We start from the raw sequence: 25,606 nt of genomic DNA, 5'->3' as shown, positions 1-25,606 counted from the left end.
GTTCAGGCCGGGCCCAGGTCGAGCCACGGCTTGGAATCGCCACCTTCCACCGTCGACGTGTAGTTCGGATCGCCCGGCTCCTGGTCGGCGCCCACCCACCACTTGGCGCGGTACTTGTGCAGCCCCTGGCCCTCGTAGTTGTTGGTCACCTCGGCGCCGGTCTCGTACGATTGCGGACGCCACGTGCCGGAGGTGTCCGAACTGCCGCCTGCCAGCACGCGCAGTTGTACCGACGTGGTGTCCTTGTCGCCCGTGCCTGCCAGGCCGGTGGCGGTCAGCTTCACCTCGATGATCGTGTCGCGGTCCACCAGCGGCGCGTTGGCGTTGACCGTGACCGAATCCGCACCATTGAACGACAGGCCCGGCGCCGACCACGAGAACAGCAGCGGCGGCGGGCCGCTGGAGTCGGCGGCGGACAACTGGATCGGGGCGCCGCTTTCGACCTGCGTCCGTCCGGTAATAACGGCCACCACGTCGCCTTCGGAGGCCTCGCCCGGCACGATGGTCAGGAAGATCGCGCTCTGGTCCGTTTCGGTGCCGTCGTTCACGGTCAGCTTGACCCAATAGTCGGTCGGCGCCGTCACCGACGGCGCGGTGCTTTCCACCGTTTCGTCGGTGCTGCCGTCGAACGGCAGGTCCGGCGCATCCCAGACATAGGTCAGGGGATTGTCATCGGGGTCGAACGACGCTTCGGCCGACAGTGCATACGGCGTGCCCGATTCCAGCAGCACGGTGATCCGGGAAGTGGGCGGCTCCTGGGTCTTCTTCTTGACCACCAGGTTCTGGCTGTCGGTGGCCGTCTTGCCGTTGGCATCGGTCACCGTCAGCGTCACCGTGTAGGTACGGGTGACCAGCGGCAGCGCGCCCTCCACCACGGCGGAGGTCTTGCCGTCCAGGAACGTCAGGCCGGGCGCGCTCCACTTGTAGGTGAGCGGTTCGGCGCCATGCGAGCGCAGCCCCGAGAACGACACCTCGTCACCCTCGAACGCCTCGGTCGGCCCTTCGATCACGGCCACCGTGGCGCCCACATTGCCGGTGTTGATCCCTTCGAAGTAGAACGGCTCCATGTCGACGACTTCGGTCTTCGCCGTCGCCCCCAGGCCTTCACGTGCGGCGTTCAGCAGCACGCCGTTGTCCATGTCGATGGTCCAGGTGAACAGGCCGCCCAGGTTGTGCTGGAGCACGTACTCGCCCTTTGCCTTCACCGAGCGCGGCGTGTCGATCGACAGGAACAGGCCGGTTTCCGGATTGAACAGGTAATCGGCGTCGGCCTCCTGGTCCGTGTACACGTTGAACCCGTTGATGCCCGTGCGGTTTTCGAGGTCGAGGTAGTTGTACAGGATGTCGTAGAACTCGCTCGCACCCGACTCGTAGGTGCCGGTGGTCGTGCCGGTACCCGGGCTGTACGTCCCCACCAGCGGCGACCAGCTTTCGATCACGGCATTGCGCGCGCTGCGGCTGTAGGCCGCGTAGCCGACGAAGATGTTCTTCGACGGCACGCCCACGCTCAGCAGGTACTGCACCGACTTGTCGATGCTGAACTGGCTGCCCTCGTAGTCGTACAGGTTCGTGTGGTGCGCCAGCTTCTCGGCCCATGGCGTGCCGAAGAAGTCGTAGGTCATCAGGTTGATGCCCTCCACACCGGCGGGCAGCATGCCCGGGATGTCTGCGGCAATCATCGTGTCCATGGCCGCGCCCGCCGCGATACTCACCCGCACGTGGGGCAGGCGCTGCTTGATGCCACGCACCAGCGCCTGGAAGTGGGCCGCGTCCTCGGGGCCATGCGGATTGCCCGCGCCGGGCATGCCCGGATATTCCCAGTCCAGGTCGACCTCGGTGAACATCGGGAACCGGTCGAAGATATAGGCGATGCTCTCGATCAGCGTCTGGCGCCGCGTGGCATCGGCCGTTGCGGCGTGGAAGGCGCCGCTCATCGTCCAGCCGCCCAGGCTGAACGACAGCTTCAGGTTCGGATTCTGCTGCTTGAGCTTGGCCAGGCCGCCCAGTACGCCCTGGGCCTTGCTCTGGTCGAACAGCTCTCGGTAGTCGTTGCTGACCCAGCCGCTGAAGCCCACGTTGCGGTACGACGCCACATCGCCCCACGGGTCGGTGAAGGTGGCTTCGTTGAGCTTCTTGCCAAAATCCACCGCCGCCTGGTCGATCGTGTACTGCTTCTCGCCCGTGTCGCCCACGATGCCGGCGAACCCGATGATCAGACGATCGTAAGCCGATGCATTGAGCAGCATCAGGTCGGTGCCACGGCCTGCGGCGCTATTGGCGTAATTGCCATCCAGCCGGCCGTCGTACTGCGACCAGTCGGTGTAGTAGCCGAAAACCTGCGTACCTTTCTGCGTCGCACCGTAGGTGTTGTACACGCGCTTGGCAACACGGGTCGAGGTGTACGAGTACTTCTCGACCTCGGTGGCCGGATCGTAGTTGTTTTGCTTGTAGGTGCGGTCCGACGCGCCCTTCGAATCCGGAATATTGGGATCGCCCGGATCTTGCGCGTAGACCAGCTTGCTGTTGTTGCGCCCGCTGCCCAGCACATTGCGCACGCCGGCAAAGCGGCGCAGCGGCACACGCGGCGGCTCCGTATCCGAGGGGTCCCCGCTGCGATATGTGCGCGAGTTCCAGCCGGCGCGCCCCTGAGTTGCCTGGCCGGCCGGTTGGTCGTTGCTGTCACACGATTTCTTTGTCATGACATCTGTCCTTGCAGAATGGTTTGAATGCCGCCGGCGTGTTGCGCCTTTTTGATTCCGGCCCGTGATACCGGCGGCCAGACGCATCTTTCTCTTCCGGCCACTGCAATGACATGGATCCGGCGTGGAATATAAACGGTCATATCCGTTTCAACCCGGATTCTCCGATTTGCCCCCGTGCATATACGCAATCGGGTTTCCGCGCCAATACCCGCTAATCCCCGGACATGGATCGGCAATGACCCATCGCCGCTAATGGATGACGTGGATTCGTGCAAATCCATCGGTCGCGCAATGCCTGACTGCGGCAATAACTTAATACCCGTATGGGTTATGATGCGGGCGGTATCCCGCGTCCGCGGACTTTAATATCGTCAGGTCATCTTGTCCTGACAATCGATCAGCACGCACGGATATTCCTTATCCAGACGAAGATGGTGAGCCCACAGCACCGTCCATTGTTTCCGTAATTGGCGATATACGGCAGAGAACGGCGTTGAGCCGTCACCCGTGCGGGTCAGATTCCGAAGAAATATCTTCCATGGGAGCTATTTCTGCGTGTCGATACGCTTGTCGTCCATCGCAGACGACATGGGGTAATCGAAATGATCCGGAATAGCGATTCGGTATTCTTTGATTGGGACACCGACCGTGTATTACGCGGCGGCGTGGTAGCCAAGATAACCGGCCAGCAAAAGAAACTGCTGCGCCTGCTGGTGGAAGGCAAGGCCGCCATCAAATCCCGCGATTCCCTGTTGAAGGGTGTCTGGGGAAAACGCGCCGCACTGGTGGACGAACTCTACCTGGTCCAACTGGTGTACCGCCTCCGCAAGGCGCTGAGTCCGGTCAGCCTGGACGCCCATATCGTGACCGTGCCGCGCCAGGGCTATCGGTTCATTCCGGTGCCGTACACCACCACGGTCCCGCCCGCGCCGGAAGCGGTGCCGCCGGTGGATTCCGCGCTGGAGCAGGCGCGGGGCCTGGCCCATGTGCTGGCGCGCCTGGGCATGCCGATCTCCACATCGTCAGTCTCGGCATTTTCGGATATCGACGATGCGCTGCATATCGACGAGTCGCAGGGCATCATCTCGTGCAACGGCGTCATCGCCAAGCTCACGCGCTTCGAGTTGCGGTTGCTGATCGTGCTGAGGGACCACGGCGAGAAAGTCATGTCGCGGCAGCAGATCATTGCCGCGGTCTGGGGGCCGGGCGCGATGGTGGATGAAAACTGCCTGACGCAGCTGGTGTCGCGGCTGCGGCGCGCGCTGCATCCGCTGGGCCTGGACAGTTGCGTATCGGCGGTGCCCAAGGTGGGCTACCGCTTTCGTCCGCAGACTGGCACGGCGGCGCGTGTCCTCTGACCGCTAGCCGCCGCCCTGGCTCCATGTCGCTACTCGGCCTTCGCGCCGGAATCCTTGACGACCTTGGCCCACTTGGCAATCTCGCCGCGCTGGTAGTCGGCGAGCTTGTCAGGCGTGCCCAGCACGGGGTCCAGGCCCAGCGTCTTCAGCTTGGCCTGGACGTCGGGCTGCGTGAAGATGCGGTTCAGTTCGGTGTTGAGCTTGGCCACCACGTCCTTCGGCGTGTGGGCCGGCGCGAAGATCGCGAACCAGGAGGTGGCCTCATAACCGGGCAGCCCCTGCTCCGCGATGGTCGGAATGTCCGGCGCCGACGCCGATCGCTGCGCACTGGTCACACCCAGCGCCCGCAGCTTGCCCTCCTTCACCACCGGCAATGCCGAGGGCAGGTTGTCGAACATCATCGTAATATGGCCACCCAGCAGGTCTGGAATGGCCATGGCCCGGCCCTTGTACGGCACGTGAACGATCTTGGTGCCGGCCATGGTGTTGAACAGTTCGCCCGCCACATGCAGCGACGTCCCCACGCCCGGCGTGCCGAACGTCAGCTGGCCCGGCTTCGACTTGGCCAGTGCGATCAGTTCCTGGACGTTTTTCGCCGGCACCGACGGGTGCACGACGAGCACGTTGGGGGTCGACGCCAGCAGGATCACCGGCGTGAAGTCCTTCACCATGTCATACGGCATCTTGCTGTAGAGCGCGCCGTTGATCGAATGCGTGCCCACCGTGCCCATGGCCAGCGTGTAGCCGTCCGGCGCGGCATGGGCCACCGCCTCGCCGCCGATATTGCCGCCGGCACCGGGCTTGTTGTCGACCACCACCGGCTGACCCAGCGAAAACTTCTCGGAAACGATGCGTGCCAGGATATCGGGCGCCCCGCCGCTCGGAAAACCCACCACGATGCGGACGGGCTTGGTCGGGTAGGCGTCGGCGGCCAGCACGGCAGGCGCGGCGGACACGGCGGCGAGAGCGGCCGTGGCAGCCAGCATCCCCAGCACCTGGCGGCGCCGGATCATTCGAGCACGCATGATTCTGTCTCCTGAATCGTTCTTTATTTAGATACCGGAATTGCCATTGCCTTGCGACTACACGGCAATATTGCCGAATTCCTTTGACACCTGGTCGTGCAGGCGACGCATGCCGCGCAACCAGCGATCATAGTCCTGCCCCTTGCGCCGATAGTATTCCAGCACCTCCGGATGCGGCAGCACCAGGAAACTCTCGGCGGCCATGCCCTCCAGCGTCTTCTCGGCCACGTGTTCCGGCGTGACCGAGCCCGCCTGCAGGAACCCCTTGCGCTCGCCGTCCTCGCCGAACAGCATCTTCGTCTGCACGCCCTGCGGGCAGATGCAGCTCACCTTGATGCCACGGTCGCCATATGTGATCGATAGCCACTCGGCAAAGCCGATGGCTGCGTGCTTGGTCACGGCATACGGCGCCGAGCCGATCTGCGACAACAGGCCGGCGGCGGAGACCGTATTGACCAGATAGCCGTCGCCGCGCTCCAGCATCTGCGGCAGCACGGCCTTGGCGGCATGGATATGGGCCATCACGTTGATGTCCCAGATCCGCTGCCACTCTTCGGCGGATGCCTCCAGCCCCTTGCGCAGGATGATGCCGGCGTTCGAGCAGAAGACGTCGACCTGGCCAAAGCGTTGCGTGGCGGTATCGACCAGGCCCTGCACCGCGGCGGCATCGGCCACGTCCACCCGCTGCGAGAACACCTGGCACTGCGGCGCGGCGGCCGCCGCTTCGGCAGCCACCTGCGCGGCGCCGGCGGCATCGATGTCGGCCACGGCCACGCCGCGGGCGCCGGCCCTGGCAAACGCCAGCACCAGCGCGCGTCCGATGCCCGTACCGCCACCCGTCACGATCACAGTCTTGTTACGAATCTCCATCGATATCTCCTTCCCGTTTTCAGAATCCGGTCACGCGGACTGCCACAGCCGCGTTGCAAGTGTGTCGGCCAGCTCACGAATGCGCGGCCCAAGGTTGCCTTCGAGGACTTCCGGAGACAGCCGCGTCGACGCGCCGCCGATATTGATCGACAGCACTTCGGAGCCATCCGCCAGCCGGACGGGCGCCGCCGCGCCGCTGACCGACCTGTCCCACTCGGCATGCGCCACGCAGAAGCCCCGGCGCGCGTGCTCGCGCATGGCACGTTCGAGCCGCGTCCGCACGCCGGGCCAGCGCGTGCCGTGCTGGCGTTCCAGTTCGGTCATCACGGCCGTACGCCGCGCCACGGGCAGCCCAGCCAACCAGGCGCGGCCGATGGCCGACGTCGCCATCGGCAAGCGCGATCCCGGCGTGAGCCGCATGACCAGCGCGCCACGTGGCTGGCAGACTTCCAGGTAGAGCATGTCATGCCGATCGGGCGCCGCCAGCGCCACGGTGCATCCCGTCGCAAATGCAAGAGACTGCATCAGCGGCTGCGCGATATTGCGGATGCCGGCGCCGGACAGATAACGCTGCCCGGGCAGCATCGCGCCCTGGCCGATGCGGTACTTTTCCTGGTCTTCCACATAGACGAGATAGCCGACGCTGGCCAGTGTGTAGGTGAGCCGCGACACCGTGGGTCGGGGAATACCCGTACGCCGGGACAGTTCGGCGTTGCCCAGGAAGTCGTCGTCCGGGCCAAAGGCGCGCAGCAGTTCCAGCCCCCGCGCCAGCGCCGTGACGAAGTTGCGGTCCTCGCCATCCATCGCGTGCGCGGCCTCGCTCGACACAAGGGCGGAATCGGGCGGCTGCGGAATCGAGGTCGTGCGCTTCATGGTGCGATTGATATCAGTTTCCGTGCCCGATGCACGTCGCTATGTAGCGAAAACATGTCCGTCAGAAGTACGGTTCATGGACCGAAGGACGCAGTCGCCATTCCGCGACGGTTCAACCGGGCGCCTGGGCAAAATTCGGACGGCTACGATTCCACCCCCGGAGTGACCTTGCCACACTGGCTCGCCAACACTAACTGGGAGGCTATCAACATGTGGCTGGATGAACGCGGCATTTGCCGAGCCATCGACGCCAGCCAGTTCCTGCAGGCCGAGTCCATGGCGGCCTTGAACCCGGCTCCGCAGGCTGCATAGATCTCACCTCGAACATGCCGGCATTCGTCCACGAGTTGATTCTGTACGCAAAGGACATGACCCTTGAAGTCAGCTATTAGGTGGCTTGCGACCTGCCTCGCAGTGCTACTACTGCTAGCCGTCGGGATTGATGCACTCAACGCATGGCGGGATTCGGCGCCGTATCACTTCGGCGGCGACGGCGGCGCCATGGCGAACCGCTGGGCATATCGGTCGCTGGCAGCTTACCTGCTCACTGCCACGCTCATTGCATGTGCATGTGTGCTTGCCCTGCTTGGCATGTGGGCGGGCTCGATGGCTTTGCCTTGGCGCAGGGTATGCGTCATGCCATTGCTCGTGCTGATCGGGGTCATCGCTACGGACTGGATATCGGAAATTCTTTAAGGCGCGGCGCGTCCTTCCCCCGGGGGTTTTCCCGGCCCTGCCCATGCAGTGAAGACATACGCGTCATAGGCGGCGCAAATAAGGCCCACGCCTTCCCACCCCGAGCCACTTGCACGCTGAAATCAGGGAATTCACCGACGCAACACGGCGGGATGCGGACTCCCTATTTCGCGTATCGGAATACTACGTCCGATTGCTTGACGCTCGCTGAAACGCTATGCAAAGTCGCCGAAAACGAACGACCGTGCGAGAACGCGACACGGCGTCGGAGACAGCGCGGGTGCCGTCACGGCACACCAACGCAAGGAGACAACGCATGGCATTGTTTTTCCAGCAGTTCCTCAACGGTCTCACACTGGGCGGCGTCTACAGCCTGGTGGCATTGGGACTAACCCTTGTCTACGGCATCCTTCACGTGCCCAACTTCGCGCATGGCGCGTTGTACATGGCCGGCGCGTATGTGTCGTACTACGCGATGACCACGCTCGGGCTGAACTACTGGCTGGCCATGCTGGCCGCTGCGGCGGTCGTGGCCGTGCTGTCGATGCTGGCGGACCGGCTGGTCTTTCATCCGCTGCGCAATGCGCCCGAGATCCACGACATGATCGCCGCCATCGGCATCCTGCTGTTTCTCGAAGCCGGGGCGCAGGCGCTGTGGGGGGCCGATTTCCACCGCATGCCCACGCCCTACGGCCAGATGGTGGACATCTTCGGCCTCACCGCGCCGCTGCAGCGCGTGCTGATCATCGTCGCCGCGTTCGGGCTCATGGTGCTGCTGCATCTGTTCCTGACGCGGACGGTCACCGGCTCGACGATCGTTGCCATGGCGCAGAACCGCGAAGGCGCGGCGCTGGTCGGCATCGACGCCACGCGCGTGACGCTGCTGGTGTTTGCCATCTCCGGGGCACTGGCCGCGATTGCCGCCACGCTCTACGCGCCGATCAACCTGGTGTACCCAAGCATGGGCAACCTGGTCATCACCAAGGCGTTCGTGATCATCATCCTGGGCGGCATGGGCAGCATTCCGGGCGCCATCGTCGGCGGGCTGATCATCGGCATGGCCGAGAGCTTCGGTGGCTTCTACATCTCCACCGACTACAAGGACATCATCGCGTTCCTGCTGCTTGTGATCATCCTGTCGGTGCGGCCGCAGGGCCTGTTCGCCGGCCGCGCCGCCTGAGGAGGACACCGACATGAAAGCACTGCAAGGCAAGACCGGCTGGGCGCTGCTGCTGGCGGCCGCCATCGCGTTCCCGCTGGTGGTCCCGAACAGCTACTTCCTGACCGTGATGACGCTGGCGTTCATCACCGCCATCGCCACGCTCGGGCTGAACCTGCTGACCGGCTACACGGGCCAGCTCAACCTGGCGCACGGCGGCTTCATGGCCATCGGCGCCTATACGCTGGGCATCCTGACCGTTGACCACCAGCTGCCGTTCTGGCTGGCCTTCGCGCTGTCGGGCGTGGTCTGCATGGTGCTGGGTTACGGCGTGGGCGTGGTGTCGCTGCGCCTGAAGGGCCACTACTTCTCGATCTTCACGCTCTGCGTGGGCTACATCATCTACCTGATCATCGAGAAGTGGGAAGGTCTGACCCACGGCGCGGTGGGCCTGATCGGCATTCCGGTGCCGGCCCCGATCGGACCGGTCGCGTTCGACAGCGTGCAGGCGCAGTACTACCTCGTGCTGTTCTTCCTGGCTATCGGCACGTTCGTGATGCACCGCATCGTAGGCTCGCTGCTGGGCCGCAGCTTCATGGCCGTGCGCAACAGCGACGCGCTGGCCGAGGCGCTGGGCATCAACCTGATGCGCACCAAGGTGCTGTCGTTTGTGCTGTCGGTGGCCTACGCCGGATTCGCCGGCGCGCTCTATGCCGGCCAGGTGCGCTTTCTGGGGCCGGACATCGCCCGCACCGACATCACCTTCGACATGGTGATGTCGATGCTGGTCGGCGGCACCGGCACGCTGCTTGGGCCGCTGCTGGGCGCCGTGCTGGTGCCGTGGGTCACGCAGACCCTGCAATTCCTGCAGGACTACCGCATGCTGGTATTCGGCCCGGTGCTGATCCTGCTGATCATCTTCGTGCCCGATGGCATCGTGGGATCGTTCCTCAAGCGCCAGGCCCGTCGCGCCGCCGCGCAGCGCCGTGGCCAACTGGCCGCCGCACGGGCGGCGCAACCCGCCCCCGTCCCCACCACCCGCCCGGGAGCCGAGAATGCTTGAGATCCGCAACCTGACGAAGAAATTCGGCGGCCTGACCGCGGTGCACGATGTTTCCGTGACGTTCGAGACCGGCCACATCAACGCGATCATCGGCCCCAACGGCGCCGGCAAGACCACGTTCTTCAACCTGATCGCCGGCACGCATGCGCCGTCGTCGGGCCAGATCCTCATCCGGGGCCAGGACGTGGCCGGCCAGCGCGCCGACCAGATCGCCCGGCTGGGCGTGGCCCGGACGTTCCAGGCCACGTCGCTGTTCGATCGCGCCACGGTGCTGGACAACCTGATCGTCGGCCACCGCCTGCGCACGAAGTCGGGCCTGGCTGACGTGCTGCTGAACTCGCGCCGCCTGCGCGACGAAGAAAAGCTCTGCCGCGAGAAGGCCGAGGCGGCGCTCGACTTTGTCGGCTTGTCGCACCTGGCACACGAAGTGGCCGCCGATATCACGCAGGAAGCCCGCAAGCGCGTGGCCTTTGCCCTGGCGCTGGCCACCGACCCCGACCTGCTGCTACTCGACGAACCGGCCGGCGGCGTGAACCCCGAGGAAACCGTCGGCCTGGCGGAGCTGATCCGCAAGATGGTGCGCCATGGCAAGACGGTCTGCCTGATCGAACACAAGATGGACATGATCATGCGGCTGGCCGACAAGATCATGGTGCTCAACTATGGCGAGAAGATCGCCGAGGGCACGCCCGCGCAGATCCAGCAGGACCCGCGCGTCATCGAAGCCTATCTGGGAGCCGACCATGTTGCAGCTTGAACGTGTCTCGCTGTCGTACGGCAGCTTCCGCGCGCTGGACAACATCACGCTGCACGCCAGGGCCAGCGAGCTGGTGGTGCTGCTGGGCGCCAACGGCGCCGGCAAGAGCTCGATCTTCCTGGCGATGAGCGGCATCCACCGTACCAGGGGCGGCAGCATGCGCTTCGACGGACGCGAGCTGGGCGGCATGAAGCCGTCGCAGATCGTGCAGGCCGGGCTGGTGCATTGCCCCGAGGGCCGCAAGCTGTTTCCGGCCATGAGCGTCGAGAAGAACCTGACGCTGGGCGCCTACGTGCATCGGCGCGACCGCAGCGGCATCCGCACCACGCTGGAAGAGGTCTACGAGATGTTCCCGATCCTGCGCCAGAAGAAGGACGACCCGGCCGGATCGCTGTCAGGCGGACAGCAGCAGATGGTGGCACTGGGCCGCGCGCTGATGGGCCGCCCCCGCGCATTGCTGCTCGACGAACCGTCGCTGGGGCTGGCGCCGCTGGTGGTCAAGCAGATGTTCGAGGTGATCCAGCGCATCAACCGGGCCGGCACGACGGTGCTGCTGGCGGAACAGAACGCCTACGCGGCGCTTGGCATCGCCCATCGCGCCTATGTCATCGAAAGCGGCCGCATCGTGATGGAAGGCGACCGCGACGCGCTGCTGAAGGACGAAGGGATACGCAAGGCGTATATCGGCGGGTAGCCATTGATGTTCTCCCCTTTCCCGCGCGCGGGAGGGGAGCGAAAAGCGTAAACGAAAAGCGTAAACAATAGAATCCAAAGGAGACAACACATGCAACAGAAGACATTGGGTCGTTTCTTCGCGCTGGCCACCTGCGCAGCCGCCGCCATCGTCGCCGCGTCGCCCGCTCTGGCCCAGGAAGTGGTCAAGATCGGCTACACGGGTCCGCTGTCCGGTGGCGCCGCGCTCTATGGCAAGAACGTGCTGTCCGGCATCCAGATGGCCGTGGATGAAATCAACGCGGCCGGCCTGCAGGTGGCCGGCAAAAAGGTGAAGCTCGAAGTGGTGGCGCTGGACGACAAGTACGCGCCCGCCGAAGCCGCCATCAATGCGCGCCGGCTGGTGCAGCAGCACAAGACGCCGGCCGTGTTCGTGCCGCACTCGGGTGGCATCTTCGCGCTGCAGGCATTCAACGAGCAGGAAAAATTCCTGGTCATGGCCTATTCGAGCGTGCCGCGCATCACCGACGCCGGCAACAAGCTCACGATCCGCATCCCCCCGGCCTACACCGGCTATATCGAGCCGTTCGTGAAGGCCCAGATGAAACGCTACGGCAAGAACGTGGCGATGGTGCCGGCCGATCACGACTACGCCAAGGCCTGGGTGCAGGCGTTCGTACCGGCCTGGGAAGGTGCCGGCGGCAAGGTGGTGGGCAACAATCCGATGTCGTACACCAAGGCCACGGACTTCTACACCGGCGTGTCGCGCGCCATCGCCGACAAACCCGACGTGATGTTCGTGGGCGGCCCGTCCGAGCCTACCGCGCTGGTGGTCAAGCAGGCCCGCGAACTGGGCTTCAAGGGCGGCTTCATCATCATGGACCAGGCCAAGATGGACGAGATGGCCAAGGTCACGAACGGCCTGGCCATGCTGGAAGGCTCGATCGGCGTGATGCCGCTGGTCAACGACGCCCGGCCGGCCGCGCAGGCCTACAACGCCCGGTACAAGAAGCTGCACGACGGCCGCGATGCCACCACGGAGATGTCGCTGAACTACACGATGACATGGGCACTGGCCAACGCGATGAAGCTGGCCGGCACCACCACCGACGCCGCGGCAATCCGCGCCAAGATGCCCGACGCGGTGAAGGCACTGCCCAAGGAAGTGAATCCGAACGAAGTGGATGGCATCGACGCCAAGGGCGGCTCGGTGGCCGATACCGTGGTGGGTTGGGTCCAGAAGGGCAAGATCGAGCCGGTGCGGCTGTCGGAACTGGCCAAGTAAGGAGTGCAGCAGCACCACAAGGAAGAGAGAGAGAGGCGGAGGGAGTTGTACCCCGCTGGCGGGCATGCCAGCACTGATGTAGCAGTCTAAAAAAAAGCGTAAGTGGAGAGAAACGAAGGGCGTCCGGCACAACCGGACGCCCTTTGTCTTTACCGCACCCGGCGATCAGCGCCGCTCGTCGTTACGCGCCTGTTGCTGCGCATGGCGGGCTTGTTCCTGCTGGGCCCGCTGTTGCTGCTGCTGCTGTTGCTGTTGCTGGCGTTGCTGCTCCTGGAACTGCCGCTGCCGGTCCTGCTGCTGGCGCTGCTGCTCCTGCGCCTGGCGCTGTTGCTCCTGCGCCTGGCGCTGCTGCTCCATCTGCTGGCGCTGCACGGCCTGTTGCCGCTGCTGCTCGAACTGCTGACGCTGCTGTTCCTGGAACTGACGCGCCTGCTCCAGTTGCTGGCGCTGCGCGGCCTGCTGACGTTGCTGCTCCATCTGCTGGCGCTGCTGTTCCTGGACCTGCCGCTGCTGCTGATCGCGCATCTGCGCCTGCCGCTGCATGTCCTGCTGCTGACGCTCCTGCTGCGCGCGCTGCTGGTCGAACTGCCGCTGGCGCTCCTGCGCCTGTCGCTGGACGTCCTGCTGTTGACGCTCCTGCTGCGCGCGCTGCTGGTCGAACTGCCGCTGGCGCTCTTGCGCCTGTCGCTGGACGTCCTGCTGTTGACGCTCCTGTTGTGCGCGCTGCTGGTCGAACTGTCGCTGGCGTTCCTGGGCCTGGCGCTGGACGTCCTGCTGCTGGCGCTCCTGCTGCACGCGCTGCTGGTCAAACTGCTGCTGGCGCTCCTGCGCCTGCCGCTGGACGTCCTGCTGCTGGCGCTCCTGTTGCGCGCGCTGCTGGTCGAATTGCTGCCGGCGCTGCGCATCCTGCGATTGCCGCTGCTGGTCCTGCATCTGCCGCTGTTGATCCTGCATCTGCCGCTGCAGCGCCTGCTGTTGCTGCCGCTGGTTGTCCGTGGACAGCCGCTGCTGGTCCTGCATCTGCCGTTGCTGGTCGTGCAACTGGCGCTGCTGGTCACGCTGCTGCTCGAACTGCTGGCGCTGGGCATCCGACACCCCGCTGCGCAGCCCGTCGGGCCGCTGCCCCGGCCCACGGCCTGCCTGCGCGGCCTGGCTCATGCGGACGTCGGGCTGCCAGGCCTGCCCCGGTTGCGGGCCGCGGCGCGCGTCGTCACGGCCGGGCTGACCGGGCTGACCCTGACGGCGGTAGTCCGCGCCGGGCGTCGGCCCGTGCCAGGCCGGCCCGGCGCCGCCCGTCCCGCCCTCGCGGGCAAAACGGCGGGCCAGGTCGTCCACACCAACGCGCCCGGGCGGGTGCGCGGCGATGGCTTGCCGTTCAAATCCCTGTCGCGCCATCGGCGGCAGACCCTGCGGCCGCGCGCCGCCGATCAGGCTGGCCTTCACCGGGGCCATGATCGGCCCGCCGCGCGCTTCGCCCGCCGGCAGCTGGCGCCATTCGTCGCGATGGCTGCCCCGCGGTACGGGCCGGCCCTCCACGAAATTGCGCGACGGCATGCCCGTGATCGCGCCCGGCACATTGCGGTTCACCCAGCGGTCACGGTCGCCGCCGCGCATCCACGTGTCGTTGACCGGAAAATTGTTGATACGCGTGACATAGCGCGGACTGGCCCGGTACACGGGCCGGTAGACGTCGCGCGGCCCCAGCGGATACCAGGCCACGCCCGGGCCGCCGCCGATGCGGACGCTGGTGCCGCCGATGAAACCGACCACGGCCGGCGCGTAGCAGGGGCGCACCGCCACCGGCCCCGGCACCCAGCCCCAACGGCTGCCGAAGTGGGCCCAACGCCCGTAGTGCGACGGCGCAAAGCCCCACGGCGCGTCGTCGATCCAGGTCCAGCCCCACGGCGCCACCCACGCCCAGCGGCCCGTGCTGTAAGGCGCCCAGCCCGGCGCCACCTCGCGCGGGAACCACACGGCGCCATAGCCGGGGTCCTGCTGCCAGTCGCCGTAATCGTCCAGCGCGGTGTATCCGGTCATGTCGGGCGGCACATAGCGCGCCGACGGCGACGCGTCTGCGCGTGCATCGCGCGCGGCGGTCCACTGGTCGAAGCTGTCGGGCGGCGGATAGTTGCCCGTGCCCGCGTCCGCCAGGTCGGTGCCCGCAAACCGCATGCGCTGCCCGCGACCGAGTTCGATCGACCGGGTATCTCCATACAGCACGGCGCTGCCATGGCGCATCGACACAAGCGTGGACGTCCCGTCGGGCGACACGTCGATCCGGTAGTCGCCCGGCTCGCGCGGTACAAATGCCAGATTTGGCGTATCGATTTCCACCTGCTGGTCTGCCGGCAGCGCCCGCACGCGCAGTTGCAGCGTGCCCTGGGTCAGCTTTACCTGGGTGGCGCGGTCGTCGAGGTTCAGGATCGTCGCGGCAGTGCCCCCGCCCAGCCGCACCGCCGTGGCGCCGGCGTGCAGTTCGGCGCGGCCGCCCGGGTCCACCCAGAGCCGGTCGCCGGTCGTGATCGGCCGGTTCAACCCCACGGCCGCCCAATCGTCCGAGCCGGCTGGCGCGAAGCTCAGGCCGCCGGCCATGTCGGTGACCGTGGCAATGCGCGATGGCGGGTCGGCCACCATCGCGGACGGATCGCCCAGTACGTTGGCATCGTTGGGGTCCTGCTGGATATAGCCGGGCGGCAAACCCGGCGCGCCCGGGCTGTAGTCCTGTGCCCGGGCGTTCACCTGGACCAGGACGGCGGCGGCCAGGCCGATGGCGGCTGGCACGAGCGTGAAGCGATGACGGGATTGCATATCGATTACCTGATTCCGGTGGGCCGTGCCGGCGACCTTGGCGGCAAGCACCCGCTGCCACCGTATATCGGATAACGGCGGAGCGTCGGGCCTGTGTACCAGACTTTGTAAGCACATATTTCCCCGCCGCCGCGCGCTGGCATGCGGGACAAAGGCGGATACAAGTCTTGCAGATGCAGGGATTATGGGCAGGCCGGCGTGGCCCCAGAGGGACGAAGGCGCCCGACGCTGCATTGCAGCATCGGCGTTCGGCGCCGCCACTCAGCGCGGCTGGTTGCGCAGGAAGTCGGTCAGGCGGTCGGCCGGCATCGGCCTGCCGTACAGATAACCCTGGGCTTCGATGCAGCCGTTGCGCAGCAGGAAGTCGCGCTGCTCGGCGGTTTCCACGCCCTCGGCCACCACGCCGATCCGCAGGCTCTGACCGACATTGATCACCGAGCGCACGATGGCGGCATCCACATTGTCGTGGGTGACGTTGCGGATGAAGGACTGGTCGATCTTGAGCCGGTCCACCGGGAACGACTTCAGGAAGCTCAGCGACGCGTAGCCGGTGCCGAAATCGTCGCAGGTCAGCGTCACCCCGTCGCGGCGCAACGCCTGGAGCTGGTCAGATACCTCGTCGCCCTGTTGCAGCGCGATGGTCTCGGTAATCTCGATCTCCAGCCGGTCCGGGGGCAGTTCCAGCGCGCGCAGCACGTGGCGAACCTCGGTCAGCAGCCGGCTTTCGGCCAGCTGCGCCGCAAACAGGTTGATGGCGACGCGCGGCGCGTCGGGGAAGGTCAGCGACCACGCCCGCGCCTGCGCGCAGGCCGTATGCAGCAGCCACATGCCCACGTCGGCGGCCACGCTGCTGGCGGCCAGCGCGTCGATGAACGCCGCCGGGGTCAGCAGGCCCAGCGTGGGATGACGCCAGCGCATCAGCGCTTCGGCGCCCACCACGCGGCCGTCGCGCAAATCCACCTGCGGCTGGTAGAGCAATTCGAACTGGCGTTGGGCGTAGGCTTCGCGCAGGGCCTGGACGAGCGACAGGCGCGTCGTCACGTCGGCGCGCATCTGCGGCTTGAAGAAGCGGATGGTGCGGCCGCCGTCGTGCTTGGCCCGGGCCAGCGCCAGGCTGGCCGCCGCGAGCACGTCGGCCGTGGAATCGCCGCCGGCCGGCATCACGCAGGCGCCCAGGCTGGCCAGCACGTGATGGCGGTTGCCGCCCAGCTCATAGGGGGCGGACAGCATCGACAGGATGGCCGCGCTGACGTGGCGCACCAGCGTGGGATCGGAAATGGAGGTCAGCAGCACGCCGAACTCGTCGCCGCCCACCCGGCCGACCACGGCATCGCGCGGCGAGGCGTCGCGCAGGCGGCGGGCCACATGCTGAAGGATCGCGTCGCCTTCCAGGTGGCCGTGCATGTCATTGAAGGCGCGGAAATCGTCGACGCCCACCAGCAACAGGGCAAAGCGGGGCGTCGTCTCGCCATGCAGACGTGCTTCGACCCGCTTCAAGAATGCCTGGCGGACGACCACGCCGGTCAGCGGATCCAGATCCGCCGGCGGCAAGGCGCCAGTCACCTGTGCCTCCGACTTGGCCACCATCCCTGCCCTATCAGTTGTGATGAACATTTTCCCCGCTCAAGCTATCTGGCAAGTGTGACGAAAACTTTGAAAAAAGCAAGGGCTACAAATTGGCGCCGCTGCCGCGCAACGGCGCGGGCTGGCGGAAGGCCGCCGGCGTTGAAATGACCCGGACGTTACAGTACCCTACGCCGCAAACGCCTACCACCCATTCGAGGGATACCCCTTATCCGAGTGTGGGCCCTGGCAGACCGCCCCCCGCCAGTCCCGCCGGCCGCGGCCGTCCGCCCAACGAGAAACTCCATCGACCGTGAACCACTGGACCATCCGCACGCGCATCCTGGCAAGCTTCACCTTCATCCTGCTGGTCATGACCCTGATGAGCGTGACGGCCTACAACCGCCTGTCCGCCATCGAGCATGAAACCACGGTCATGCGCACCGACGCGCTGCCCGGCCTGAACTACAGCGCCGGCATGCGCGGCGTCTGGGGCGAAATCTACGTGCTGGCCTGGCAGACCGTCACGGCATCCGACCCGGCCCAGCGCGCCAGGCTGCTGTCCCAGACCGAGGACGCCACGCGCCGGCTGGACAAGCTTCAGAAGCTGTATGCCGATTCAATCCAGCGCGAAGAGGATAGAGCCCGTTTCAAGGCGTTCCTCGACGTTCGCGCAAGATACGAGCAAGCTGCCCAGCCTTATCTCGATCCCACGCGCTGGCGCGATACGGCCGCCGCCGAAGCCGCGCTGCGCGGCGGCGCCCATGACGTCTGGGCCGAAGGCCGCAAGACGCTGCAGGATCTGGTGGACGACAACGGCGCCGTCAGCGACCGGGCCGCCGCCGGCATCGTCGATTCGGTCAGCGCCGCCAAGACCAGCATCGAGGTGGCGCTGGCCATCGCCGTGCTGGCTGCCCTGGTCTGCGGCTACCTGCTCCTGCGGGCGATCACCGCCCCGATGCGTTCGATCGTGTCGCTGCTGGGCGCCATGCGTGGCGGCGACCTGCGCCAGCGCATGACACTGAACCGCCGCGACGAATTCCAGGCCGTGGAGGCCGGCTTCAACCAGATGGCCGGCGAGCTGACCTCGCTGGTCGGGCAGGCCCAGCGATCGGCCATCCAGGTCACGACCTCCGTCAACGAGATCGCCGCCACGGCGCGCCAGCAGCAGGCCACGGCCACCGAAACGGCCGCCACCACCACGCAGATCGGCGCCACGTCGCGCGAGATCGCGGCCACCTCGCGCGACCTGGTGCGCACCATGAACGAGGTGTCGCACGCGGCGGAACAGACCGCCGGACTGGCCGGTACCGGCCAGGTGGGGCTGTCGCGCATGGAAACCACCATGCACCACGTGATGGACGCCGCCGGATCGGTCAACGCCCGGCTGGCCACGCTCAACGAGAAGGCCGGCAATATCAACCAGGTGGTGACCACCATCGCCCGGGTAGCCGACCAGACCAACCTGCTGTCGCTGAACGCCGCGATCGAGGCCGAAAAAGCCGGCGAATACGGCCGCGGCTTTTCGGTGGTGGCCACCGAGATCCGCCGCCTGGCGGATCAGACCGCCGTGGCCACCTACGACATCGAGCAGATCGTGCGCGAGATCCAGTCGGCCGTGTCGGCCGGCGTGATGGGCATGGACAAGTTCTCCGAGGAAGTGCGGCGCGGCATGTCCGAGGTGACCCAGGTGGGCGACCAGCTGTCGCAGATCATCGGCCAGGTGCAGTCGCTGGCCCCGCGCGTGCAGATGGTCAACGAAGGCATGCAGGCCCAGGCCGGCGGCGCCGAGCAGATCAACCAGGCGCTGATGCAGCTGTCCGAGGCGGCGCAGCAGACCGTGGAATCGCTGCGCCAGTCGAGCCAGGCCATCGACGAACTGACGCTGGTTGCCAACGAACTGCGCAGCGGCGTGTCGCGTTTCAAGGTCTGAGCGGCCCAGCCGCCCGTCCCCATGGCGCTCTTCCTGCTGTTTCGCATCGGCCCCGACTACTACGCGCTGGATAGCGCCGAAGTGGCCGAGGTCTTGCCGCTGACCGCCACCAAGCAGATTCCCGGGTCGCCCCCGTGGGTCAGCGGGCTGATGACGCGGCGCGGGCAGACCGTGCCCGTGATCGACGTGACCGCGCTGGCGACCGGCGTGACAGCCGGCGCGCGCACCAGCACGCGCACCGTGCTGGTCCACTACCGGCGCCCCGGTGCGGCCGATGACGCCATGCATTTGCTGGGGCTGCGGCTGGAATACGCCACCGATACCCTGCGCTGCGACCCGGCGTCGTTCGTCGACAGCGGCATCGACCCGGGCCCGGCGCGTTATCTTGGCCCCGTACGCCAGGACGCGCGCGGGCTCGTGCAATGGATTCGCGTGGCCAACCTGCTGCCCGACGCGGTACACACGCTGCTGTTTCCGGAGACAAACCCCGCATGACGGATCTGCCGCATCCCCCCACGCAGATCGAAGCGCTGCTCAAGGAACGCATCGGGCTGGACGCCGCCGCGATCGGGCCGGCCGTGATCGCCCGCGCGGTCGACGAGCGCCGGCAGGCCGTTGGCGCCCCGGACCCCGCCGCCTACTGGAACCTGCTGCACGCGGTGCCTGACGAACTGCAAGCGCTGATCGAAGCCGTAGTAGTCCCCGAAACCTGGTTCTTTCGCCACCGCGAAGCCCTGCTGGCGCTGGGCCGCTTTGCCGCGCACCGTGCGTTCGGCGACGGCGAGCGCCTGCTGCGCGTGCTGAGCCTGCCGTGCTCGACCGGCGAGGAACCGTACTCGATCGCCATGGCGCTATTCGATGCGGGACTGCCGGCCGACCGCTTCCGTGTGGATGCGGTGGACGTCAGCGCCCGCGCACTGGAACGCGCCCGCGCAGGCCTGTACGGCAGCAACGCCTTTCGCGGCGCGCCGCCCGATTTCCGCGACCGCTATTTCGCGCCCACGCCCACCGGCTACCAGTTGTCGGAAAAGGTCCGGGCGCAGGTGCGGCTGCTGCAGGGCAACCTGATGTCGCCCGGGCTGCTGGCCGACGAACGGCCTTACGACTTCGTGTTCTGCCGCAACCTGCTGATCTATTTCGATCTGGCCACGCAGCAGCAGACGGTGCAGACACTGCGGCGCCTGACCGCCGCGCGCGGACTGATCTTCGTGGGGCCGGCCGAAGCCAGCCTGCTGACGCGCGATGGGCTGCCCGGCGCCGGCGTACCGCTAGCGTTCGCGTTCCATCCCGCGCCGGCTGACACAGCCCCGGCTGCAAGGACACAGTTGCCACGGCCACCGGCCTGGAAGCCTGCGGCCTCCATCCGGCACCCGGCGCTGGCTGCCGCCATGCCAGCGCCCCGGACCGCGCAAATGCCGACGGCCGGCGTCACCGCCACAGTGGCGGCCGGCAACACGCTGGCCGCGATCTCGGCCATGGCCGACCGGGGCGAACTCGATGCCGCCACGGCCGCGTGCCAGCAGTATCTGACCGGACATGGATCGTCGCCAGACGGCTGGTGCCTGCTGGGCGTGCTGCACGACGCGGCCGGCCGGATCGCCGATGCGCATGCCGCCTACCGCAAGGCGGTGTATCTTGACCCGGCCCACGAAGAAGCGCTCTATCATCTGGCCGCCCTGCTCGACAGCGAGGGCGATGCCTCGGGCGCCCACCGGCTGCGCGAGCGCGCCCAGCGACATGCCCGACCGAGCCATGGCTGATTCGATCGTCCAACACGCCCCCCACACGCTGCCCGGCCTGGCCGCCGGCACCGTGGACGACTGCTGGCGCCGCATCGGCACCGGCGGCGACCGCTCCTGCCCCAAGCTTGACGAACACCTGCGCTGCCGCAACTGCCCGGTCTATGCGCAGGCCGCCGTGACCGTGCTCGATTCGCTCTCGGCCGGCAGCCTGTGGGACAGCACCATCGACAATGCCGGCGCCAACGCCGCCACCGGCATCGATCGCGCCGCCGGCCAGTCGCTGCTGATCTTTCGCGTCGGTGACGAATGGCTGGCGCTGCCCACCGCCGCGCTCGGAGAGATCACGGCGCCCGTTCCCGTGCATTCGCTGCCGCACCGGCGCCATGCCGCCCTGATCGGCGTGGCTGCGGTACGGGGGGTGCTGCTGACCTGCGTATCGCTGGCGCTGCTGTTCGGCGCCCCGGAAGGTGCCGACCGGCAGGCCGCGCGCTGCCTGATCCTGGGCCAGGGCCGCAATGCCATCGCGCTGCCGGTGGCCGAGGTGGCCGGTGTCGAGCACGTGCCGCGTCACGCGTTGCTGCCGCTGCCCGCCACGCTGACACGCGCTTCGTCACGCTATACGCAGGCGCTGTTCGAACACGCCGGCCATAGCGTCGGGCTGCTCGATGCCGACCTGCTGCGGCAGGCCCTGTCGCGGAGCCTGGCATGAACCCCGAGCAATTGCGCGATGCCTCGATGCTGGACCTGTTCGCGCTCGAAGCGGACGCGCAGGCCGAGGTACTGAACACCGGCCTGCTGGCGCTCGAACGCGATCCCGCCGCCGCCTCGCATCTGGAAGCGTGCATGCGTGCCGCCCATTCGCTCAAGGGCGCGGCGCGGATCGTCGGGCTCGATGGCGGCGTGCGTGTGGCGCATGTCATGGAAGACTGCCTGGTCGCGGCCCAGCGCGGCGGCATCGTGCTGGCGCCCGCCCATATCGACGCCCTGCTGCAAGGCACCGACCTGCTTCAGCGTATCGGCCACCCGCCCGGCGGCAACCTCGACTGGCCCGAAGGCGAGGGCCGGGCCGAGATCGACGCCTGGATCGCGCGGATGAGCCAGTTGCTTGACGGCGACGAAGCCCTGCCGCCGCCCGGCGCCACGTTGGCGCCGCCACCGCTGGCACATCCGCAAGAGGCCGGACACGCCGCCGCGCCTGCGGCCGACCCGGATCTTGCGCCGTCTCACGACAGCGCGCCAGAACCGGCGCCCGGCGGCGGCACGCACGAGCGCATGCTGCGCGTCAATGCCGATCGCCTGGATCGTCTGCTGGCGATGGCCGGCGAAGCCATGGTCGAATCGCATTGGCTGCGGCCGTTCGGCGGCGCCCTGCAGCAGGCGCGCCGCCAGCAGATGCGCGCGCTGCAGGCGCTCGATGGCGTGCAGGCGCTGCTGGACGCGCCCGAGGGCTCGGTGCCGCGCATGCGTGCCGCGCTGGCCGAGGTGCGCCAGCTACTCGAAGACGGCCACGGCCAGTTGTCGCAGCGCGTGGACGAGTTCGACCAGTACGATCATCGCGCCAGCCGCCTGTCGCGCCGGATCTATGACACGGCCCTGTCGTGCCGCATGCGTCCGCTGTCGGACGGTATGACCGGATTTTCGCGCATGGTCCGCGATCTGGGCCGCGCGCTGGGCAAGCACGTGCACCTGGAGCTGTCCGGCGAGCAGACGCAGGTCGATCGCGACATCCTGGAACAGCTCGATGCGCCGCTGGCTCACCTGCTGCGCAATGCCGTGGACCATGGCATCGAGCCTCCCGACGCGCGGCGTGCCGCTGGCAAGCCCGAGGAAGGACGCATCACGCTGATGGCGCGCCACAACGCCGGCCGCCTGGTGATCGAGATCTTCGACGATGGCGCCGGCGTCGATCTCGATGCGCTGCGCGCGGCCATCGTGCGCCGAGGCCTGGCCCAGGCCGACACCGCCGCGCGGCTGTCGCAGGCCGAGATGCTCGAATTCCTGCTGCTGCCCGGCTTCAGCCTGCGCGAGACGGTGTCCGAAGTGTCGGGCCGGGGCGTCGGGCTCGACGCTGTGCAAGACATGGTCCGCGCGGTGCGTGGCAGCCTGAAGCTGTCGCAGCAGCCCGGCAGCGGCCTGCACTTCCATCTGGAACTGCCGCTCACGCTGTCCGTCGTGCGCGCGCTGCTGGTGGAAATCTCAGGCGAGGCCTATGCCTTTCCGCTCGGGCTCGTGCATCGCGCCGTGGCCGTGCCGCGCGACGCCATCGAGCAGACCGAGCGGCATCAGCACTTTCGCCACGAAGGCCGTCCGGTGGGACTGGTCAGCGCCGCGCAGATCCTGCAGCGCCCGGAGCCGCCGCGCGAGGGCGACACCACGCCCGTGGTGGTGATTGGCGAACAGGAGCGCGTCTACGGCATTGCCGTGGATCGCCTGCTGGGCGAACGGATGCTGGTGGTGCAGCCGCTGGCGCAGGCGCTGGGCAAGATCAAGGATATCGCGGCGGGCAGCCTGACCGACGACGGCACGCCGGTGCTGATCTTCGACGTCGAGGATATGCTGCGTTCAGTGGAAAAGCTCGTGTCCGAAGGCCGCATCGAGCGCGTACGCCAGTCGGCCGCCGACAAGGCCGTCGTGCGCAGCAAGCGCGTGCTGGTGATCGACGACTCGCTGACCGTACGCGAACTGGAGCGCAAGCTGCTGGCCGGGCGGGGCTACGACGTGAGCGTGGCCGTCGACGGCATGGATGGCTGGAACGTGCTGCGCGCCGAGGCGTTCGACCTGGTCATCACCGACGTCGACATGCCGCGCCTGGACGGCATCGAACTGGTGACGCGGATCCGCAGCGACCCGCGGCTGACGCAGTTGCCCGTGATGATCGTGTCGTACAAGGACCGCGAGCAGGACCGCGAACGCGGCATGCAGGCCGGGGCGGACTATTATCTGGCCAAGGGCAGTTTCCATGACACCGCGCTGCTGGATGCCGTGCGGGACCTGATCGGCGAGGCACGCGCATGAAGATCGGCATTGTCAACGACTCCGCACTGGCCGTGGCCGCACTACGCCGCGCGCTGGCACTCGACCCATCGCTCGACATTATCTGGGTCGCCGGCAACGGCGAGCAGGGCGTGCAGATGGCCGCCAGCCAGACGCCCGACCTGATCCTGATGGACCTGCTGATGCCGGTGATGGACGGCGTGGAAGCCACACGCCGCATCATGGCGGCCACGCCGTGCGCGATCGTGGTGGTGACGATGGACCTGGGGCGCAATGCCAACCAGGTGTTCGACGCCATGGGGCACGGCGCGATCGACGCCGTCGACACGCCAACGCTGACCCAGTCGGACGCCACGCTCGCCGCGGGCCCGCTGCTGCGCAAGATCCGCAATATCGGCCGCCTGCTGGCGGGCCGCACCCAGACGCCGCCCCGGCTGGCGGCAGCCGCATTGGCACCGGCCGCCCCCCGGCTGGTGGCGATCGGGGCGTCGGCTGGCGGCCCGGCCGCGCTGGCCACGCTGCTGGGTGCCCTGCCCGCCGGGTTCGGCGCGGCGGTGGTGGCCGTGCAGCACGTGGACGAGGCCTTTGCACAAGGCATGGCCGAATGGCTCGACGCGCAAAGCCCGCTGCCGGTGCGCATTGCTCGCGCCGGCGAAACGCCGCAGCCCGGCACCGTGCTGCTGGCCGGCACCAACGATCATCTGCGGCTGGTGGGCGGCACGCGGATGGCCTACACGCCCGAACCGGGCGACTATCTGTACCGCCCGTCGATCGACGTGTTCTTCGAAAGCGTGGTGGAACACTGGCGCGGCGAGGCCGTGGGCGTGCTGCTGACCGGCATGGGGCGTGACGGTGCGCAGGGCCTCAAGGCCATGCGCGAGCGCGGCTTCCTGACCATCGCGCAGGACCAGGCCACCAGTGCCGTCTATGGCATGCCAAAGGCCGCCGCCACGCTGGGGGCGGCCAGCGAGATCCTGCCGCTGCCACGCATCGCACCCCGGCTGATCCGGGCCTTCGGCGGGCAGGAGACAACAAGAAACAAGGGGTAATGGAAATGCCTAGACTTGGGAACCCGGCCGATCCGTCGGCCGCCGGCAACGAATACCTGGCCATGGTGCTGCTGGTCGATGACCAGGCCATCATCGGCGAAGCCATCCGCCGCGCGCTGGCCGGCGAGACCGATATCGACTTCCACTATTGCGCCAACCCGGAGGACGCGGTGGCCGTGGCGGAGCGCACGCAGCCGACCGTGATCCTGCAGGATCTGGTGATGCCCGGCACCGACGGGCTGACGCTGGTGCGCCGCTATCGCGAGAACGCCGGCACGCGCGATATTCCGATCATCGTGCTGTCCACCAAGGAAGAGCCCACGATGAAGAGCGCGGCGTTTGCCGCCGGGGCCAACGACTACCTGGTCAAGCTGCCCGACACGATCGAACTGGTGGCACGCATCCGCTATCACTCGCGCTCGTACCTGAACCTGCTGCAGCGCGACGAGGCCTACCGCGCGCTGCGCCAGAGTCAGCAGCAACTGCTGGAGACCAACCTGGAACTGCAGCGCCTGACCAATTCCGACGGCCTCACCGGGCTGTCCAACCGGCGTTATTTCGATGAATACCTGGGCGCCGAGTGGAAGCGCGCCCAGCGCGAACAGACCCAGCTGGCGCTGCTGATGATCGACGTCGATGCCTTCAAGGCCTACAACGACACCTACGGGCACGTGGCGGGCGACGAAGTGCTGCGCCGCGTGGCCTCCGTGATCCGCGACAACTGCGCCCGGCCGGCGGACCTGCCCGCGCGCTTTGGCGGCGAGGAGTTCTCGATGATCCTGCCGGCCACATCGCCCGGCGGCGCGCGCCTGCTGGCCGAGAAGGTGCGCCGGTCGATCGAGACGCTGCGCATCGCGCACAGCGGATCGCCCACCAGCGGCTTCGTGACGGTCAGCATCGGCGGTGCCGTGATCGTCCCTGACAGCGACGGCAACTTCAGCCGACTGGTCGAGGCGGCCGATACCGGCCTGTACCAGGCCAAGCGCAACGGCCGCAACCAGGTGGTGATGGTGTAGCGGCCCGGCGCGGCGGCGGGCAAAAGGCGCGCGTGCGGGCA

Annotated in this window: 21 protein-coding genes; 15 read left to right on the top strand and 6 right to left on the bottom strand. The window is 67.3% G+C overall.

Features of this window, described 5'->3' with window-relative positions; translation table 11 throughout:
* Window positions 1-2 precede the first annotated feature (2 nt).
* Entirely contained in the window at window positions 3-2,699 is a 2,697-nt protein-coding gene (locus AC3G88_RS09360) for a glycoside hydrolase family 18 protein (protein WP_488772772.1), read from the bottom strand.
* Window positions 2,700-3,367: 668 nt separating this feature from the next.
* Between AC3G88_RS09360 and AC3G88_RS09355 the strand changes: the two genes are divergently transcribed.
* Window positions 3,368-4,060, top strand: a complete 693-nt coding sequence (locus AC3G88_RS09355; protein WP_488772773.1) for a winged helix-turn-helix domain-containing protein — start codon at window positions 3,368-3,370, stop codon at window positions 4,058-4,060.
* A gap of 29 nt (window positions 4,061-4,089) precedes the next feature.
* Here AC3G88_RS09355 and AC3G88_RS09350 read toward each other — a convergent pair whose 3' ends face one another.
* The 3 genes from AC3G88_RS09350 to AC3G88_RS09340 are packed head-to-tail and all read right to left on the bottom strand — an operon-like array spanning window position 4,090 to window position 6,828.
* Window positions 4,090-5,085, bottom strand: coding sequence for a tripartite tricarboxylate transporter substrate binding protein (locus AC3G88_RS09350; protein WP_488772774.1), 996 nt, complete (start codon window positions 5,083-5,085; stop codon window positions 4,090-4,092).
* Between the two features lie 57 nt (window positions 5,086-5,142).
* Entirely contained in the window at window positions 5,143-5,955 is an 813-nt protein-coding gene (locus AC3G88_RS09345) for an SDR family oxidoreductase (RefSeq protein WP_153949230.1), read from the bottom strand.
* A 30-nt stretch (window positions 5,956-5,985) separates the two neighbouring features.
* The gene (locus tag AC3G88_RS09340; RefSeq protein ID WP_153949229.1) at window positions 5,986-6,828 is read right to left on the bottom strand and encodes an IclR family transcriptional regulator; all 843 of its coding nucleotides are present in this window, start codon (window positions 6,826-6,828) and stop codon (window positions 5,986-5,988) included.
* Between the two features lie 168 nt (window positions 6,829-6,996).
* Here AC3G88_RS09340 and AC3G88_RS09335 point away from each other — a divergent pair, with 168 nt between their 5' ends.
* From AC3G88_RS09335 to AC3G88_RS09305, 7 genes are all read left to right on the top strand, one after another.
* The gene (locus AC3G88_RS09335; protein WP_488772775.1) at window positions 6,997-7,140 is read left to right on the top strand and encodes a hypothetical protein; all 144 of its coding nucleotides are present in this window, start codon (window positions 6,997-6,999) and stop codon (window positions 7,138-7,140) included.
* Between the two features lie 63 nt (window positions 7,141-7,203).
* On the top strand, window positions 7,204-7,524 hold the full coding sequence (locus AC3G88_RS09330) for a hypothetical protein (protein WP_488772776.1): 321 nt from the start codon (window positions 7,204-7,206) through the stop codon (window positions 7,522-7,524).
* Window positions 7,525-7,840: 316 nt separating this feature from the next.
* Window positions 7,841-8,704 (top strand): branched-chain amino acid ABC transporter permease, encoded by an 864-nt coding sequence (locus AC3G88_RS09325; protein WP_153949226.1) that lies wholly within the window; start codon window positions 7,841-7,843, stop codon window positions 8,702-8,704.
* A 13-nt stretch (window positions 8,705-8,717) separates the two neighbouring features.
* The gene (locus AC3G88_RS09320; protein WP_488893358.1) at window positions 8,718-9,746 is read left to right on the top strand and encodes a branched-chain amino acid ABC transporter permease; all 1,029 of its coding nucleotides are present in this window, start codon (window positions 8,718-8,720) and stop codon (window positions 9,744-9,746) included.
* Window positions 9,739-10,503, top strand: coding sequence for an ABC transporter ATP-binding protein (locus AC3G88_RS09315; RefSeq protein ID WP_488772778.1), 765 nt, complete (start codon window positions 9,739-9,741; stop codon window positions 10,501-10,503). Before AC3G88_RS09320 ends, AC3G88_RS09315 begins: the two co-directional genes overlap by 8 nt.
* The gene (locus tag AC3G88_RS09310) at window positions 10,490-11,197 is read left to right on the top strand and encodes an ABC transporter ATP-binding protein (RefSeq protein WP_488893357.1); all 708 of its coding nucleotides are present in this window, start codon (window positions 10,490-10,492) and stop codon (window positions 11,195-11,197) included. The genes AC3G88_RS09315 and AC3G88_RS09310 overlap by 14 nt, the downstream gene beginning before the upstream one ends.
* A gap of 90 nt (window positions 11,198-11,287) precedes the next feature.
* Window positions 11,288-12,460 carry an ABC transporter substrate-binding protein gene (locus tag AC3G88_RS09305; RefSeq protein WP_488772780.1) on the top strand — a complete coding sequence of 391 codons (1,173 nt, stop codon included), beginning with the start codon at window positions 11,288-11,290 and terminating at the stop codon, window positions 12,458-12,460.
* 165 nt (window positions 12,461-12,625) lie between these two features.
* Here AC3G88_RS09305 and AC3G88_RS09300 read toward each other — a convergent pair whose 3' ends face one another.
* Both AC3G88_RS09300 and AC3G88_RS09295 read right to left on the bottom strand, forming a co-directional pair.
* Complete coding sequence (locus tag AC3G88_RS09300) at window positions 12,626-15,268, bottom strand: DUF6600 domain-containing protein (RefSeq protein WP_488893356.1); 2,643 nt, start codon at window positions 15,266-15,268, stop codon at window positions 12,626-12,628.
* Window positions 15,269-15,529: 261 nt separating this feature from the next.
* The gene (locus tag AC3G88_RS09295) at window positions 15,530-16,855 is read right to left on the bottom strand and encodes a putative bifunctional diguanylate cyclase/phosphodiesterase (RefSeq protein ID WP_400395650.1); all 1,326 of its coding nucleotides are present in this window, start codon (window positions 16,853-16,855) and stop codon (window positions 15,530-15,532) included.
* Between the two features lie 289 nt (window positions 16,856-17,144).
* On the opposite strand from AC3G88_RS09295, the gene AC3G88_RS09290 reads away from it, so the two are divergent.
* Genes AC3G88_RS09290 through AC3G88_RS09260 form a run of 7 tightly spaced genes read left to right on the top strand, consistent with a single transcriptional unit; the run spans window position 17,145 to window position 25,565 of the window.
* Window positions 17,145-18,764 carry a methyl-accepting chemotaxis protein gene (locus tag AC3G88_RS09290; protein ID WP_400395652.1) on the top strand — a complete coding sequence of 540 codons (1,620 nt, stop codon included), beginning with the start codon at window positions 17,145-17,147 and terminating at the stop codon, window positions 18,762-18,764.
* 21 nt (window positions 18,765-18,785) lie between these two features.
* Complete coding sequence (locus tag AC3G88_RS09285; RefSeq protein WP_488772782.1) at window positions 18,786-19,259, top strand: chemotaxis protein CheW; 474 nt, start codon at window positions 18,786-18,788, stop codon at window positions 19,257-19,259.
* Complete coding sequence (locus AC3G88_RS09280) at window positions 19,256-20,524, top strand: CheR family methyltransferase (protein ID WP_488772783.1); 1,269 nt, start codon at window positions 19,256-19,258, stop codon at window positions 20,522-20,524. The genes AC3G88_RS09285 and AC3G88_RS09280 overlap by 4 nt, the downstream gene beginning before the upstream one ends.
* Window positions 20,517-21,215, top strand: coding sequence for a chemotaxis protein CheW (locus AC3G88_RS09275; protein WP_488772784.1), 699 nt, complete (start codon window positions 20,517-20,519; stop codon window positions 21,213-21,215). The genes AC3G88_RS09280 and AC3G88_RS09275 overlap by 8 nt, the downstream gene beginning before the upstream one ends.
* Window positions 21,212-23,521, top strand: coding sequence for a hybrid sensor histidine kinase/response regulator (locus tag AC3G88_RS09270; protein WP_488772785.1), 2,310 nt, complete (start codon window positions 21,212-21,214; stop codon window positions 23,519-23,521). Before AC3G88_RS09275 ends, AC3G88_RS09270 begins: the two co-directional genes overlap by 4 nt.
* Complete coding sequence (locus tag AC3G88_RS09265; protein WP_488772786.1) at window positions 23,518-24,549, top strand: chemotaxis response regulator protein-glutamate methylesterase; 1,032 nt, start codon at window positions 23,518-23,520, stop codon at window positions 24,547-24,549. The genes AC3G88_RS09270 and AC3G88_RS09265 overlap by 4 nt, the downstream gene beginning before the upstream one ends.
* Window positions 24,550-24,554: 5 nt before the next feature.
* The gene (locus tag AC3G88_RS09260; protein WP_488772787.1) at window positions 24,555-25,565 is read left to right on the top strand and encodes a diguanylate cyclase; all 1,011 of its coding nucleotides are present in this window, start codon (window positions 24,555-24,557) and stop codon (window positions 25,563-25,565) included.
* Window positions 25,566-25,606: the final 41 nt, after the last annotated feature.

This window comes from Cupriavidus sp. 86D6, from assembly GCF_057815095.1.
This window is presented reverse-complemented; position numbering and strand designations above follow the sequence as displayed.

Coding starts and splice junctions, on each gene's coding strand:
- AC3G88_RS09310 (WP_488893357.1), top strand. CDS start 10,490: ATGTTGCAGCTTGAACGTGTCTCGCTGTCGTACGGCAGCTTCCGCGCG.
- AC3G88_RS09305 (WP_488772780.1), top strand. CDS start 11,288: ATGCAACAGAAGACATTGGGTCGTTTCTTCGCGCTGGCCACCTGCGCA.
- AC3G88_RS09315 (WP_488772778.1), top strand. CDS start 9,739: ATGCTTGAGATCCGCAACCTGACGAAGAAATTCGGCGGCCTGACCGCG.
- AC3G88_RS09360 (WP_488772772.1), bottom strand. CDS start 2,699: ATGACAAAGAAATCGTGTGACAGCAACGACCAACCGGCCGGCCAGGCA.
- AC3G88_RS09320 (WP_488893358.1), top strand. CDS start 8,718: ATGAAAGCACTGCAAGGCAAGACCGGCTGGGCGCTGCTGCTGGCGGCC.
- AC3G88_RS09285 (WP_488772782.1), top strand. CDS start 18,786: ATGGCGCTCTTCCTGCTGTTTCGCATCGGCCCCGACTACTACGCGCTG.
- AC3G88_RS09260 (WP_488772787.1), top strand. CDS start 24,555: ATGCCTAGACTTGGGAACCCGGCCGATCCGTCGGCCGCCGGCAACGAA.
- AC3G88_RS09295 (WP_400395650.1), bottom strand. CDS start 16,855: ATGGTGGCCAAGTCGGAGGCACAGGTGACTGGCGCCTTGCCGCCGGCG.
- AC3G88_RS09265 (WP_488772786.1), top strand. CDS start 23,518: ATGAAGATCGGCATTGTCAACGACTCCGCACTGGCCGTGGCCGCACTA.
- AC3G88_RS09340 (WP_153949229.1), bottom strand. CDS start 6,828: ATGAAGCGCACGACCTCGATTCCGCAGCCGCCCGATTCCGCCCTTGTG.
- AC3G88_RS09350 (WP_488772774.1), bottom strand. CDS start 5,085: ATGCGTGCTCGAATGATCCGGCGCCGCCAGGTGCTGGGGATGCTGGCT.
- AC3G88_RS09345 (WP_153949230.1), bottom strand. CDS start 5,955: ATGGAGATTCGTAACAAGACTGTGATCGTGACGGGTGGCGGTACGGGC.
- AC3G88_RS09275 (WP_488772784.1), top strand. CDS start 20,517: ATGGCTGATTCGATCGTCCAACACGCCCCCCACACGCTGCCCGGCCTG.
- AC3G88_RS09300 (WP_488893356.1), bottom strand. CDS start 15,268: ATGCAATCCCGTCATCGCTTCACGCTCGTGCCAGCCGCCATCGGCCTG.
- AC3G88_RS09270 (WP_488772785.1), top strand. CDS start 21,212: ATGAACCCCGAGCAATTGCGCGATGCCTCGATGCTGGACCTGTTCGCG.
- AC3G88_RS09280 (WP_488772783.1), top strand. CDS start 19,256: ATGACGGATCTGCCGCATCCCCCCACGCAGATCGAAGCGCTGCTCAAG.
- AC3G88_RS09325 (WP_153949226.1), top strand. CDS start 7,841: ATGGCATTGTTTTTCCAGCAGTTCCTCAACGGTCTCACACTGGGCGGC.